A 14,026-nucleotide genomic window follows, 5' to 3' on the forward strand; every position below is an offset into this window, starting at 1 on the left:
CGCCTGAACCCTGTGCGCAGGAAGTCGGCCCGCCCGACTTCCTGCGCAGAAACCCCACCGAACCGCTCCGACACCGTCGTCCCCGGAACCGGAGACCGTTGTCCGCCACCCGGCGGGCCCTTGCTCTCCGCAAGGACCCGCCGACAGAGGGACCCTGCTTCCTCAGTGATCATCACGCGGCACCCGCCAGGACCTGACGATCACCCGGTGTGCCGCCGGACCGTACACGGCGCTCTCCGCCAGCGCGTCCCATGCCCGGATGTGGAGCGCGACGTCCGCCGGATCGTCCAGCCACATCTCCGCGTGCCAGGACTCGGTGATCACCAACGTGCCGTCATGGATCGAGAACCCGACTCCCGCAGGCACGTGCAGATCGGCTTCGAAAGGAACGATTCCCAACCGGACGTTCCCACCCGCCAGCCACGGCGTCAAAGCCCTCATCTGGGCGGCCATCACGGCCGGCGAGCAGAGACGGGACAGGAGCGCCCCTTCCCACACCAGGAAGTGGAACGAACGCGAGCGATCGGCGAGCACCCTCTGGCGCTCCATCCGAGCCGCCACCGCCGCCTCGACATCACGGATCGAGGGATGAACCCTGGTGTACCGGGCGAGGACCGCCCGAGCGTACTCAGCCGTCTGCAGCAGGCCGGGAATGAGAGTCGGATCGAACGACTGACGATGCCCGGTCTTCCTTCCCAGTGCGGCATGCGCCTCCTGCACCGGTCGCGCGCCACCCGCGAGCTGGCGCCTCCATGACCGGTACTGCGTCTCCAGCGTCCGTAGTCGGCCCACGAGTTCGGCAGCGGCGTCAGGCCTGCCGACGGCCTCCGCCCACGCGACCAGATCCGCTGTGCCGGGCGACTGCCTTCCGTTCTCCAACGTGCTGACCTTGGACTGCGGCCAACCCAACAGCGCGGCCAGGGCGCGGCCGGACAAGCCGCTCTCGGTGCGGAGTTCACGCATCCGGGCACCGAGAGCAACCCGTGCCTGCTGAAAGTCGGTGCTCACATAACGGAAACTACCTGAGCCCGGAACTCCGCGTAGCGCACCGCGTGGTGCCAGGCGGCGTCACGGGCCCGGCAGGCGCGAGGGAGCACCACACCAACCGCCCACCGCAGGAGAATATTCGAGAATCATCACTCACTCCACGTGATCCTCCGGGCATCCTGAGTCAGCCTGATCGACTTCGAGGGGAGTGGCCATGAGCCGACGACTGCGGTACATCGGGAGCACCTCGGACAACAACGGATGCCCGACGCTCTACGAGGACGCGGACACCGGGGAGGTGATCGTGCAGGGAGACCTGGTGACCGATCCCGACGAGATCGCCCAGCTCCGCGCCGTCAAGCCCGGCGAGGGGTTCGTGACCGTGCCGCGCACGCTGCTCGCCGACTTCGCGCCGCGCGACGTGGACCGCGAACGCGTGCTGGTCGGCTACGACGAGTTCGAGGAGATGTTCACGACCTTCCAGCACACGGCCTTCCGGCTGGAGACCCGCCGCCGCTACCGGTCGGACGAGGAGTCCGAGACCTACCGGCAGTTCGTGGCCGGACAGGCCCCCGCATGGGACCTGGACCACCCCTGGTGCCGCACGCGCCGCGAACAGTCGGACCTGGGCAAGCGGTTCGAGCGGGTGCGCATCATGGACAACCCGCCCACCATCGGGCAGCGGTACCTGCTCAACAACTCCGAGCGGAACGGCCTGGTCGGCGAGGACATCCGCTACCTCTGGCGTGCCGACGCCGAGCGGCTCGGCCTCCCGGCGGAGGACGCCTGGCTGTTCGACTCGCGCTACCTCGCCCTGCTGCACTTCGACGCCGAGGACGACATCACCGAGATCGAGGTGATCACCGACCCGGTGAAGGTGGCCCGCGCCTGCCAGGAGCGGGACGCCGCCTGGCACTACGCCACCCCGCACCGCGAGTTCGCCGCTGGGGTACCGTCCGGCATGTGAGCACCGACTTCCAGCACGCCAGAACCGCCCTCGGCCTGCGGCTCCGTGAGCTGCGCGCCGGGGGCGGTCTCACTGGTCGGCAACTGGCCGACCGGCTGGGCTGGACGCAGTCCAAGGTCAGCAAGCTGGAGACCGGCCGGCAGACGGCCACCCACGACGACCTCAAGGCCTGGGCCGAAGGCGTCGGGCAGCCCGGAGCGGCGGCCGAGCTGTCGGCGAGGCTGCGCGCCTTCGAGTCAGGGACCCGCTCCTGGCGGCGGCAGTTGGCCGCCGGGCACAAGCCGGTGCAGGACACGCTGACCGCCGAGCACGACCGCTCGACGGTCATGCGCGCATGGCAGAACTCCACGATCGTCGGCCTGCTCCAGACACCCGACTACGCCCGGCACGTCTTCAGCGCATTCGTCGACCTCCACCGGTCACCGCGCGACGTCGAGGAAGCCGTACGCGCCCGCATCCAGAGGCAGGAGAGCCTGTACCGGCCGGGCCGGAAGTACCACATCGTCATGTGGGAATCCGCGCTGCGCGGTCTGATCTGCCCCCCGGCCGTGATGGCCGCCCAACTCGACCGGCTCAGCGGCGTGATCGGGCTGGACACCGTCTCCCTGGGCATCGTCCCGTTCGAGGCCTCGCTCACCTTGCCGCCGGCCAACGGCTTCTGGATCCACGACGACCGGCTCGTCATCGTCGAGGACTGGCACGCCGAGCTCTGGCTCGACCAGCCGGACAACGTGGCGCTGTACCGGCGCGTCTGGGACACGCTGGCCGACTCCGCCGTCTACGGCGCCGACGCCCACCGGGTCATCGCGCGGTGCCGCCGGGCTCTCGGGGACGGGTGAGGAATCCCCGCGAACTCCGCTCCCAGCGGCTCGAATACCCGAGAATCACGCGCCCGCCCTCGCATCGGACACGCCTAACGTGCTCACTGACACCCGTGAGCAGCACGGGAGTTGACCGACAGCAAAAAGGGGAAGCGCATGCCCGAGTTCGACGGTGGCAAGCACGGTGGCGGCCAGGGCAACGGCCAGGGCAACGGCCAGGGCGGCGGTCAGCAGGACGACTCCAGCAGCGGCAACAAGCACGGTGGCGGCGGCAGCGACGAGGGCGGGAACACCTCGGACGGCAGCGGCCCGACGTCCGGGCACTGACGCGTGAGCGACCGGCACGAAGCGGAGGCCGGCCGGGCCAGGCTGGCCTCCGCGCTCATCGCGAACGGGTCCCTCGCCCCCGACTGGCTGGCGTCGTACCACGCCGTTCCGCGCCACTGGTTCGTCCCTGACCTGATCTGGCCGGGCCGGGCGGACGGGGTGCGCCAGGGCGAGTCCGTGCACCGCTTCGCCGATCCGGACGGGTGGTTGGGCGCCGTCTACTCCGACGCGCCGCTCACCACGCAGTGGGACGACGGCGAGCACAGCGGGTTCGACCGCGGCACCGTGCCCACCTCCTCCAACTCCATGCCGACCATGGTGTTCTCCATGCTCGCCGCCCTGGGTGTGGCGGACGGCGACCGGGTGCTGGAGATCGGCACCGGCACCGGGTGGAACGCCGCTCTGCTCTCCCACCGCGCGGGGGCCGGGAACGTCGTCTCGGTCGAGGTGGACGAGGACAGCGCGGCCGCCGCACGGCACCGGCTCGCACGCGCCGGGTACCGGCCCCGGCTCGTGGTGGGCGACGGCTCGGAGGGCTTCGCCGACGGCCCGCTGTTCGACCGGGTGGTCGCCACCTGTTCGGTCCACCGGATTCCGTACGCCTGGATCGAGCAGTCCCGGCCCGGCGCCGTGATCGTCGCCCCGTGGGCGCCCGAGTACGGCGGGGAGGCCGTCGTCCGGCTCACGGTCGGCGACGACGGCACGGCGAGCGGCCGGTTCGTCAGGTCGTCCGCCTTCATGCGGCTGCGCCGGCAGCGGACCGTTCGGCCCGGCAGCCTGGAGTACCTGTCCGGGCCGTGGCCGGCCGACGGGACGGTCGCGTCGACGGCCCTCTCCCCCGACGCCGTCGGCGGGTGGCCGGCCATGTTCGCCATCGGCGTGCAGGTGCCCGGCGCGTTCCCGCTGACCGAGCGGTACGCCGACGGCACGTACACGCTGTGGCTCCACGACACGGCCGTCACGTCCTGGGCCACCGCCGACTGGGAGCCCGGCCGGACCGCCTACGAGGTGGTGCAGTCCGGCCCCCGCGGCCTGTGGGACGAGGTGGAGGCGGCCTGGCGCTGGTGGCGTCGCCGGGGGCAGCCCGGCTTCGAGCGGTTCGGGCTCACCGCCACGCCCGAGGGGCAGACGGTGTGGCTGGACAGGCCGGACAACCCCGTACCGGCGCCGCACTGACCGGAGTGGGACGTCGGCCCGGCCGACTTCCCACTCCGCACCCCTCGCCCTCCCCCGGGCGGGGCGCGACCGGGCGGGGGCGCGACCGGGCGTACGTCTACACGGCTCCCCCCAACCGCTGGTAGAGGACGTGCCGGGACTGCCGGGTCCGGGTCACGAGGCCGGCCCGGTGGAGGATCTGCAGATGGTAGGAGGCCGTGGCCGGGCTCAGGTACAGCCGCTGCGCGAGCTCCGTCGTGGAACGCGGCTGGCTCAGCTCCGCCAGCAGCCTGCGCCGCATCGCGCCGATCAGCGGGTGGTCCCGCTCCGGTGCCAGGCAGTCCGCCGGCCCCGCCGGGTAGACGATCAGCGGGGTGCGCGGCGCCGGCACGCCGGGCGGCTCGCCCGCGCAGAACAGCGCCCAGTCGACGAAGACGCTCGGTGTCAGGATCACCCCGTCCGCGTCCACCGTCAGCCGGTGGATGCTGCCCGTCCGCAGGTGCACGATCAGCTCGCCCTCGCGCCACTCCAGGTTCGGCGCCAGGTGGTTGAGCGCCTCGGCGAGCCCGGACCGGGCGATCTCCGACGCCCGCGCGGTGACGTCGGCCTCCAGCCTGGCCCGGATCCCCGGCCACGACGTCGCCAGTGCCCCGTGCCAGAACCGCGCCATCTCGTCGGCGAGGCGGCGCGCGACGTACTCCTCCCCCCGCTCCAGGGCCCGCAGCAGCTGCCGCGGCGGCGGGTGGCCGGAACCCCGGTCCCACGCGTGCCCGTTGACGGCCCCCGCCAGCTCGTAGTGGACCCGCTCCCGCGGGGTCGTCGCGATCTGGTGCAGCGCCGTGTCGATGTCGGTCAGGAACGCCGGGGGCTCCGGCCGGATGAAGTCCGGCGCGTACCCGAGCGGACCGCCCCCGCCGACCACGGCCAGCAGCCCCAGCCGGTTGCGGGACAGCGCCTCCGTCGCCCTGGCCCGCCACTGCGGGGTGAGCGTGCCCGGGCTGAAGCCGACGAGGCGCAGCAGGTCCTTCGCCGCGCCCACCGGTGAGACCGCGAACCTGACGCCCCCCAACCCCCGGGCCCCCAGGCGGATCCGGATCACGAGCGCTCCCCCTTCGCCAGCCCCTTCGAAAGAAATCGAATCATTCGATCGGTCGATCGGCTTGGCGTTTGCTGGATTCACCGCACAGTCCAGCCCCGAGAGGAAACAGGACCCGTGATCGTTCACAAGAAGCTGGCCGCCGTCGCCGTCGCCACGGCGGCCCTCGTCGTCGGCGCCACGGGCGCGGCGTCCGCCCAGGGCGCCGAGTCCACCGGTGGTACCGGTGGTGCCGGTCACGTGGCCTGGAGCCAGGGCCAGACGCCCGGCACCCAGTCCGGCACCCAGGCGGGCGCCCAGGCCGGCGCGCTCACCGCCGGCCTCTACGTCCGGATCTACAGCCTGTACCGGGGGACCACCGGCCAGTGCCTGGACGCCGACGCCACCAACGGCGGCAACGGCACCCGGGTGCAGGTGTGGGGGTGCAACGGCACCGCCCAGCAGGAGTGGTTCCTGTCCACCGACGGCAGCCTGGAGAACGTGCGGTTCCCGGGCATGTGCCTGGACGCCGACACCAACGGCGGCGGCGGCAACGGCACCCGGGTGCAGCTGTGGCAGTGCAACGGCACCACCCAGCAGAAGTGGTACCACCCCTCCGGGGACCTGGCCATCTACAACGTCCGCTACAACAACGGCAACAACACCGTGCTGGACCGCGACATCAACGTCGCCGGCAACGGCGCCCAGACCCAGCTGTGGGTCAAGAACTTCCAGTCCCAGCAGTGGTGGGACATCCGCACCGCGTGACGCCGACCCGGAGGAGACCACCCATGCCAACCACCGGCCACAGCACAGCGGCCCGCCCCCGGACGAGGCTCGGCACGGGGGCCCTCGGGCTCCTCGCCGCGCTCGCGTTCGCCGTCGGGGCGACGCCGGCCTCGGCGTCGGCGCCGACCGCGACGGGGCAGGGCGGCGGAGCCTCGTCCCCCTCGGTCAGGGACGGGGAGATCGTGGAGCTCTGGAACTACAACAGCCAGCACTGCCTGTCGGTCGGGGCCGGGAGCACGGCGGGCGGGGCCGGGATCATCCAGTGGTCCTGCTACGGCGGCGCCGAGCAGTACTGGGGCCTCTACCCGATGCCGAACTCCGGTGGCGGCTACGAGATCGTGAACAAGAACAGCGGCAAGTGCCTGGCCGATCCGGCGAGTTCGCCGAACGCCGGCGTCCAGCTGATCCAGTACGGCTGCGACAAGGGGCCGGAGCAGACCTGGTACTTCGGCTCGAACCCGGACACGGGCTTCGCGCAGATCAGCAACCGGGCGAGCGGCCTGTGCGCCGCGGTCGGCGGTTCGAGCACGACGCCGGGCGCCCCGGTCGTCCAGTGGCCCTGCACCGGCGGCTCCGAGCAGCGGTGGACGACGTCCGGTTGACGGCCGGACGACCGGACGGCCGCCGGTGACCGGGTCTCGCGGCTTCTCCCCCACGAAGCCGCGAGACCCTGCCCGACGCGGCCCGGACGGCCACCCGTTCGTTCGCCGTCAGAGGCGGTCGGCGTCCAGGACGGCCCGGGCGAAGGCCTCGGGTGCCTCCTGGGGCACGTTGTGGCCGACCTCGGGCAGGGTGCGGTGGAGGTACGGCCCGGTGAAGAGGTCGCGGTAGGAGGCGCCGTCGCCGGGGGCGGTGAAGGGGTCGCGGCCGGGGTCGAGGGTGACGGTGGGCACGGCGATCCGGGGGCGGGCGGCGAGCCGGTGCTCCAGCTCGTCGTAGCGGCGCTCACCGTCTGCCAGGCCCAGGCGCCAGCGGTAGTTGTGGATGACGATCGCCGCGTAGTCGGGGTTGTCGAAGGCGGCGGCGGTGCGCTCGAAGACGGCGTCGTCGAAGGCCCAGGTCGGCGAGACCTGCTGCCACACCAGGCGACACAGCTCGCGGCGCCTGTCCCGGTCCTCCATGGCGAGGCGCCCGCGTTCGGTGGCGAAGTAGAACTGGTACCACCAGGTGTGCTCGGCGGCGGGTGCCAGCGGCTCCTTCTGCGCCTCGACGTCGGTGATCAGGTAGCCGCCGACCGAGACCAGGGCCCTGACCCGCTCGGGCCACAGCGCGGCGATGATGTCGGCGGTGCGCGAGCCCCAGTCGAAGCCGGCCAGCACGGCCCGCCGGACGCCCAGCGCGTCCATCAGGGCGAGCACGTCGAGGGCGACGGCGGACTGCTGGGCGTTGCGCACCGTGCGGTCGGACAGGAAGCGGGTGCTGCCGTGGCCGCGCAGGTAGGGGACGATCACGCGGTAGCCCCGGGCGGCGAGCAGCGGGGCGACGTCGATGTAGCTGTGGATGTCGTACGGCCAGCCGTGCAGGCAGATCACGGCGGGGCCGTCGGCCGGTCCGTCCTCGGCGTAGCCGACATCGAGCACGCCTGCCCGGACCCGGGCCAGGCGGGAGAAACCGGTCCGGCCGGGCACGGGGGACCCGGCCGGACCAGCGGGGGCGGCAACCCCGGCGACCCCGGCGGCCGGCGGCGGGGCGGCCAGGGACAGCGCGGTGGTGCCCGCGCCGAGTCCGACGGCCCTGGTGAAGGTGCGCCTGTCGATCATTCCGGTTCCTCCGCCTTCGCGAACGTGCCGTCCGGGACCATGAACTGACGGTTCGTCAACGTACCGGACCGCCGCCGGGTGCCGTGGGCGGCGCCCGGGGCGGCCGGGGCACGGGTGGCACCCGGGGCCCCGCCGGAGCGGGCCGGACAGGACCGGGTGGGGGCGAGGGGACCCGGGTTGCGGGTGGGGGCCGGGGTGGGAGGCAGGCGGCGGCGACGGCGCCCCGGCGGCGAGCCCCGGGCGCGGCCACGGCATGATGTGCCCATGGCCTTCGCACCCCTCCTCGGCGAGCGCCGCGCACGTGAACTCGCCGGACGGCCGTGAGCCGGCCGGTCGAGCCGGGATCGCCCGGCGCCGGATTCGCGTTCGTGGGACGTCAACCTGAACTGGACCGTCTCACCGACTCCATGCTCCGCCCGCCCGCCGTCGTCCTGATCGAGGGCGAGGCCGGCCTGGGCAAGTCCCGCCTGGTGGCCGAGGCCGCGGCCCGGGCCGCCGCCGCGGGCCGCCGGGTGCTGACCGGCTTCTGCCACCCGCTGCGCGAGCCGCTGCCCTTCGGCCCGGTGGTGGACGCGCTGCGCGGCGTCGGCCCGTTCCTGCCGCCCGCGGACCGCATCCCGGCCAGTGCCGGGGCGCTGCGCCCGCTGCTGCCGGACCTCGCCGACCGGCTCCCGCCCCCTCCCCCGGGCGCCCCCGGCGAGGGCCCGCCGGGGCTGCGGCTGCTGGTCCAGGCGGTGCGGGCGCTGCTGGGCGCGCTCGGCGAGACCGTCCTGGTCGTCGAGGACCTGCACTGGGTGGACGACGCGACCCGTGAGCTGCTCCTGCTGCTGGCCCGGGACGTGCCGCCCGGTCTGGCCCTGGTGCTCACCTACCGGGCCGAGGACCTGCCGCCGGACACCCCCGTGCTCGGCGCCGCCTACCGGCGCCCGGCCGGGGTGGGCGGCGCGCTGCTGCGGCTGTCCCCGCTCGCCGAGGCCGAGGTGCACGAGCTGGCCCGGGCCGCGCTCGGCCCGCGCGCGACCGCGGCCCTCACCCGGGTGCTGTTCGAGCGCAGCGAGGGCCTGCCGCTGGTCGCCGAGGAGGACCTGATCACGCTGGGCGAGCGGCGCGGCGCGGACGCGCTGACCACCGCCGCGGACCTGGCCGCCGACCTGGAGCAGTCCGAGGTGCCGCGCGGCCTGCGCGACGCCGTCACCGAGCGGCTGGCCGTGCTGTCCCCGGACGCGGCCGCGATCGCCTGCGCGGCCGCGGTGCTCGGCGTGCCGGCCGGGGAGGAGCTGCTCGCCGCCGTGGCCGGCCTCGACGCGCAGGCCGCGGCGGACGGCCTGACCGAGGCGCTGCGGGCGGCGGTGCTCAACGAGAAGCCGCTGGCCCGGTACGGCTTCCGGCACGTCCTGGCGCAGCAGGTGGCCTACCGGCGGCTGCCGGGGCCGCGGCGCGGCGCCCTGCACCGGCGCGCGGTGGCGGCGCTGGGCGCGCGCGAGCCGAGGCCGCTGGTGCAGATCGCCCATCACACCCTGGCGCTGGGCGACCGGGCGGCCTGGCAGGAGGTGGCGGAGGCCGCCGCCGACCAGGCGGTGGCGCTCGGGGACAGCGGCAGTGCCGGGCCGCTGCTGCGCCGGCTGCTGGACGAGCCGGACCTGGACCCGCGCCGGCGCGGGCGGGCGGCGCTGGCGCTGGCGCGGATCGCCGCCGACGGGGTGGACTCGCTGGCGAGCGCCGCGACGCTGACCGCGATCATCGCCGATCCGCGGCTGCCGGTGCCCGACCGGGGCGAGATCCGGCTGTCGCTGGGCTTCCTGATGGCCGTGCACGGCGGGGACCGGGCCGGTTTCGACCGGATCGAGGAGTCCCTGGAGGAGCTGGAGCAGCGCCCGGACCGGGCGGCCCGGGCGATGGTGGCGCTGGCCATGAACGAGCGCGACGGCGCCGGGGAGCGCGCCTGGCAGTGGCTGGAGCGGGCCGAGCGGGTCCTGGCGGCGAGCCCGGACGAGGAGGTGGCGGCGGCCGTACGGGCCACCCGGCTGACCTTCCTGGCCCGCGAGGGCGACCCGTCGGTGTGGGAGCGGCTGGAGGCGCTGCCGCGCAGCTCGGAGCGGCCGGAGATCGTCCGGCAGACCACCCGGGCGCTGTACAACGTGGGCGAGATCGCCGTCGAGCTGGGCCACGACCGGCGGGCCGCGCGGCTGTTGGAGGAGAGCCGGCGGCTGGCCCGGCAGGCGGCGATCCCGTACCTGGAGTGCTACAGCCGGATCGCGCTGGCGCGGCTGGACGGGCTGGCCGGGCGGTGGGAGGGGCTGGAGGAGCGGCTGGCCGCGCTGGGCGCCGAGTTCCCCGACCTCGCGATGGCCGGCATCGAGCAGGCGCTGCTGCTGGGCCGGCTGGCGGCCGCGCGCGGGCAGCTCGCGGTGGCGTACGCCCGGTTCGCGGAGGCGGAGCCGTACGGGGAGCGGGAGTCGCAGGTGACCGGGGCGCTGCGGGTGGCGGCCGGGCCGGCGGCGCTGCTGCTGGCGGAGGGCGACGTCGCGCGGGCGGCGGCGGTGGTCGCGCCGGCGCTGGACACCCTGCGCGCGGCGGGGGCCTGGCCGCGGGCGGCGGAGCTGCTGCCGGTGGCGGTGGAGGTGCTGCTGGCCGGGGGCGACCGGGCGGGCGCGGCGGAGCTGGCCGGGCAGGCGGGGGCGGGCCTGGAGGGCCGGGACGCGCCGGCCCCCGTGGCGGCGCTGGCCTTCGCCCGGGGCCTGCTGCTGGCCAACGGGGGCGACCCGGCGGGCGCGGGCGCGGAGTTCGTGCGCTGCGCCGGGCTGTGGCGGGAGATCGGGCGACCGTACGAGGCGGCGCGGGCCCAGGAGCGGGCCGCCGCGGTGTCGGCGGGGGTCGACCGGGCGGCGGCCGGGGAGCTGATCGGCGCCGCCGAGCGGGCCTACCTGGCGCTGGGCGCGGCCTGGGACGCGGCCCGCTGCCAGCGGCTGCGGCGCGAGCTGGGCCTGGGGCGGGCGGCCTCGCCGGGGCGGCGCGGCTACGGCGAGCGGCTCTCGCCGCGCGAGCGGCAGGTCGCGGCGCTGGCGGCGCAGGGCGCGGCGAACCAGGACATCGCCCGGGCGCTGTTCCTGTCGACCCGTACGGTCGAGCACCACGTGGCGAGCGCGCTGCGCAAGCTGGGGGTGGGCCGGGCGGGGCTGGGCGAGGCGCTGGCCGCGGAGGACGGGGCCTCCTGAGGAAAAAGGGGGTCCCGCCCGCTCCCTCAAGAGGCGGGACCCTGTCCGTGGTGTCGGCCGTGCCGGTGGGTGGGTGGACGGTCGGCCGTGCCGGTGGTGGGTGGGTGGCCGGTCAGCCGTGCCGGTGGTGGCCGGCGCGCTCGACGAGCCGGGAGAGCCGGGCCAGGCGGGCCAGGCCCGGGCGGCGCAGGCCGCTGCCGCTGCGGCGGGCGGGCAGGACCAGTCCGGGGTCCGGGGCGGTGAAGTGCGCGTCGGCGTAGAGCCGCAGGCGTTCGCGACGGGTCATGGGGGCGACCTCCGGGGGGTGAGGGGTCGTCGGCTTGGGCGGGTTCCAGGAAACCGGCTGGGCCGGGGCGGGAACAATGCGTACCGCTACCCAATCCCCCGTACCGAATCCTGGGTACCCACCGCTCCCCCGGACCAGCGGACGGCACACCCCGGGCCGTCCGGCCACCGGTGCTGACCCGGGCGGGTGAAGAAACCACCCGTCAGGCTTCGATTCCCGCCGGCGCAGGTACGAGGTTCTGCTGTCCGTGTCGCCTCCCGACAGCGAGGTTCCCGTGTCACCTGTCCGACGGCTGCGGCCGCGTCCACCGCACGTCCTGTCCGCGCTGCTGGCGGTGGTGCTCGGTGCGGGCGCCGCGGCCCTGGCGCCGCCGCTCGCCGCGGGGGCGCCGCACACCGGGCACGCCCGGGCGGCCGCGAAACCGGCGGCCAGGGCCGCCGAGGCCGCCGCGCCGAAGCCGCGCGGGGCCGGGACGCAGCGTCCGATCGGCCCGGACCCGGTGGTCGACCTGCTGGCGCACGGCAACCTCACGATGGCCTCCAACTCGGTGCTGACCTGCGACGACAGCGACGGCACGGTCTGCTCGGACACCGAGGGCTCGAACAACGGCCGGACCAAGTTCATCAAGGTCGACCCGAACGCCCCGGGCCCCAACGCCGCCTCCGCGCAGCTGCTGCTGCCGGCCGGGGCGAACGTGCTGTCCGCCCGCCTGTACTGGCAGTTCAACCCGACCAACACCAGCACCGCGGGCGGCACCTCCGGGGACATCAACAAGGGCAACCAGGTGTCCTGGAAGGTCCCGGGCGCGAGCGGCTACCAGCAGGTGACCGCGGACACCTACGACTGGTTCGACCAGAAGGTCGGCGGGAACCCGCCGGAGCCCCTGCTGGCCGGCGGGGCGGTCAAGGACGTGACCGCCGAGGTCCGGGCCGCCGGCCCGGGCAGCTACACCGTCGCCGACATCCAGGCGTGCGCCGGCCGCTCCTCCGCGCAGAACTACGGCGGCAACAACGTCGGCTGCTGGGGCGGCTGGTCGCTGGTCGTCGCGTACGAGGACCAGGCCGAGCCGCTGCGCTACCTCCAGGTCTGGGACGGCTACCAGCTGCTGCGCGACCCCGACAACTCGACCACCCTCACGCTCGGCGGCATCCGCACCCCCGCCACCACGGCCCCGCGGGCCACCATGGGGATCACCGTCGGCGACGGCGACGCGCCGATCGCCGGGGACACCCTGGCGGTCGGCTCCACGCCGGAGAACCTGACCCTCCTGCCGATGCCCGGCCCCAACGGGGTCGGCACCGACAACGCGTTCACCAGCCGGATCGACCACGTCGCCGCGGACGGCACCGGCACCAACATCACCACCCGCGACCCCGACCCGGTCAACAACTACGGCTACGACGCCCGGATGATCGACGTCACCGGCAAGATCCCGGCCGGCAGCGAGCAGGCCCTGGTCCGGATCAGCGGCGCCGGCGACGCCCTGGAGCCGCAGGCCGCCTGGCTGGCCCTCGACGCCCTCGAACCCGACCTGCGGATCACCAAGGCCAACACCCCGCCCGGCAGCCCCGACGACAACCCGCCCGGCCTGGTCGGCCCCGGCGAGACCATCACCTACACCTTCTCGGTGGCCAACCGCCGCCAGGACGGCAGCAGCACGGACCTCGACACCGCCACCGGCGTCACCCTGACCGACACGATCCCGGCCGGCACCACCTTCGTCCCCGCCTCCAACCCGGCCTGCCAGGCCAGTGGGCAGACCGTCACCTGCACCGTCCCCGACCTGCCCCCGGGCGCCGAGGCCAACGTCGCCTTCCAGGTCACCGTCGACGCCTCCACCGCCGTCGGCACCCACCTCGACGACACCGCCACCCTGCGCTTCGAGGGCAGCCAGACCCGGCGGGCCCAGGAGCGCACCAGCAACACCGTGCGCAACACCGTGGCCGCGGTGCCCGGCTACACCGTCCTCAAGACGGCCACCCCCACCACCGCCAAGCCCGGTGACACCGTCCGCTACCGGATCCAGGTCACCAACACCAGCCAGGTCGACGCCCCCGGCGTCACCCTCACCGACGACCTGGCCGGCGTGCTGAACTCCGCCGCCTACGACAACGACGCCGCCGCCGACCGCGGCCAGGTCCAGGTCACCGGGACCACGCTGACCTGGAGCGGGGACCTGCCGGTCGGGGCCACCGCGACCATCACCTACTCCGTCACCGTGCGCTCCACGCTGACCGCCGACGCCGTGCTGCGCAACGCCGTCACCTCCACCACCTACGCGAACAACTGCGCGCAGGGCTCGACCGACGCGCGCTGCCGCACCGAGGTCCCGGTCACCGTGCCCAGCCCGAGCCCGTCGCCGAGCCCGTCGCCCAGCCCGAGCCCGACGTCCTCGCCGAGCCCCGGCCCGACGACCTCGCCGCAGCCGAGCCCGAGCCCGAGCCACACTCCGCCGCCCGGCCACGGCGGCGAGCTGCCCGAGACCGGGAGCAACGCGGCCACGGTCCTGCCCTTCGTCGGCCTCGCCGCGCTCGGCGCCGTCGCGACGGGCCTGCTCCTGCTGCGCAGGAGCCGCCGCACCCGCTGAGCCCCGCACCCGCACCCGCACCCGCACGACCCCACGGCCGCGCCCACGCCCCCCGCG

General features: G+C 74.8%; 12 protein-coding genes. 8 read left to right on the plus strand and 4 right to left on the minus strand.

Annotated features, from left to right (window positions below):
* Nucleotides 1-162: 162 nt before the first annotated feature.
* Complete coding sequence (locus ACFU7Z_RS23395) at nt 163-1,008, minus strand: helix-turn-helix domain-containing protein (RefSeq protein WP_380779391.1); 846 nt, start codon at nt 1,006-1,008, stop codon at nt 163-165.
* A 193-nt stretch (nt 1,009-1,201) separates the two neighbouring features.
* On the opposite strand from ACFU7Z_RS23395, the gene ACFU7Z_RS23400 reads away from it, so the two are divergent.
* From ACFU7Z_RS23400 to ACFU7Z_RS23415, 4 genes are all read left to right on the plus strand, one after another.
* Complete coding sequence (locus ACFU7Z_RS23400; RefSeq protein WP_380779393.1) at nt 1,202-1,954, plus strand: DUF6879 family protein; 753 nt, start codon at nt 1,202-1,204, stop codon at nt 1,952-1,954.
* Complete coding sequence (locus ACFU7Z_RS23405) at nt 1,951-2,793, plus strand: helix-turn-helix domain-containing protein (protein ID WP_380779395.1); 843 nt, start codon at nt 1,951-1,953, stop codon at nt 2,791-2,793. Before ACFU7Z_RS23400 ends, ACFU7Z_RS23405 begins: the two co-directional genes overlap by 4 nt.
* Nucleotides 2,794-2,931: 138 nt before the next feature.
* The gene (locus ACFU7Z_RS23410; protein WP_380779397.1) at nt 2,932-3,102 is read left to right on the plus strand and encodes a hypothetical protein; all 171 of its coding nucleotides are present in this window, start codon (nt 2,932-2,934) and stop codon (nt 3,100-3,102) included.
* A 3-nt stretch (nt 3,103-3,105) separates the two neighbouring features.
* Entirely contained in the window at nt 3,106-4,278 is a 1,173-nt protein-coding gene (locus ACFU7Z_RS23415; RefSeq protein WP_380779399.1) for a methyltransferase domain-containing protein, read from the plus strand.
* Nucleotides 4,279-4,375: 97 nt separating this feature from the next.
* Here the strand turns inward: ACFU7Z_RS23415 and ACFU7Z_RS23420 are convergent, their stop codons facing one another.
* Complete coding sequence (locus ACFU7Z_RS23420) at nt 4,376-5,356, minus strand: helix-turn-helix domain-containing protein (RefSeq protein ID WP_380740289.1); 981 nt, start codon at nt 5,354-5,356, stop codon at nt 4,376-4,378.
* A gap of 114 nt (nt 5,357-5,470) precedes the next feature.
* Between ACFU7Z_RS23420 and ACFU7Z_RS23425 the strand changes: the two genes are divergently transcribed.
* Together ACFU7Z_RS23425 and ACFU7Z_RS23430 are read left to right on the plus strand one after the other, a co-directional pair.
* Nucleotides 5,471-6,100 carry an RICIN domain-containing protein gene (locus ACFU7Z_RS23425; protein ID WP_380779401.1) on the plus strand — a complete coding sequence of 210 codons (630 nt, stop codon included), beginning with the start codon at nt 5,471-5,473 and terminating at the stop codon, nt 6,098-6,100.
* Between the two features lie 23 nt (nt 6,101-6,123).
* Nucleotides 6,124-6,723 carry an RICIN domain-containing protein gene (locus tag ACFU7Z_RS23430; RefSeq protein ID WP_380779403.1) on the plus strand — a complete coding sequence of 200 codons (600 nt, stop codon included), beginning with the start codon at nt 6,124-6,126 and terminating at the stop codon, nt 6,721-6,723.
* A gap of 108 nt (nt 6,724-6,831) precedes the next feature.
* Here the strand turns inward: ACFU7Z_RS23430 and ACFU7Z_RS23435 are convergent, their stop codons facing one another.
* Nucleotides 6,832-7,881, minus strand: coding sequence for an alpha/beta fold hydrolase (locus ACFU7Z_RS23435; protein ID WP_380779405.1), 1,050 nt, complete (start codon nt 7,879-7,881; stop codon nt 6,832-6,834).
* 368 nt (nt 7,882-8,249) lie between these two features.
* Between ACFU7Z_RS23435 and ACFU7Z_RS23440 the strand changes: the two genes are divergently transcribed.
* The gene (locus ACFU7Z_RS23440) at nt 8,250-11,096 is read left to right on the plus strand and encodes an ATP-binding protein (RefSeq protein ID WP_380779407.1); all 2,847 of its coding nucleotides are present in this window, start codon (nt 8,250-8,252) and stop codon (nt 11,094-11,096) included.
* Nucleotides 11,097-11,208: 112 nt separating this feature from the next.
* On the opposite strand, the gene ACFU7Z_RS23445 is transcribed toward ACFU7Z_RS23440, so the two are convergent.
* The gene (locus ACFU7Z_RS23445) at nt 11,209-11,382 is read right to left on the minus strand and encodes a hypothetical protein (RefSeq protein ID WP_158077773.1); all 174 of its coding nucleotides are present in this window, start codon (nt 11,380-11,382) and stop codon (nt 11,209-11,211) included.
* Nucleotides 11,383-11,656: 274 nt separating this feature from the next.
* Here ACFU7Z_RS23445 and ACFU7Z_RS23450 point away from each other — a divergent pair, with 274 nt between their 5' ends.
* Nucleotides 11,657-13,969 (plus strand): LPXTG cell wall anchor domain-containing protein, encoded by a 2,313-nt coding sequence (locus ACFU7Z_RS23450; RefSeq protein ID WP_380779409.1) that lies wholly within the window; start codon nt 11,657-11,659, stop codon nt 13,967-13,969.
* The last annotated feature ends 57 nt before the right edge of the window (nt 13,970-14,026 follow it).

The organism is Kitasatospora sp. NPDC057518 (assembly GCF_042802075.1).
Taxonomy (GTDB): domain Bacteria; phylum Actinomycetota; class Actinomycetes; order Streptomycetales; family Streptomycetaceae; genus Kitasatospora.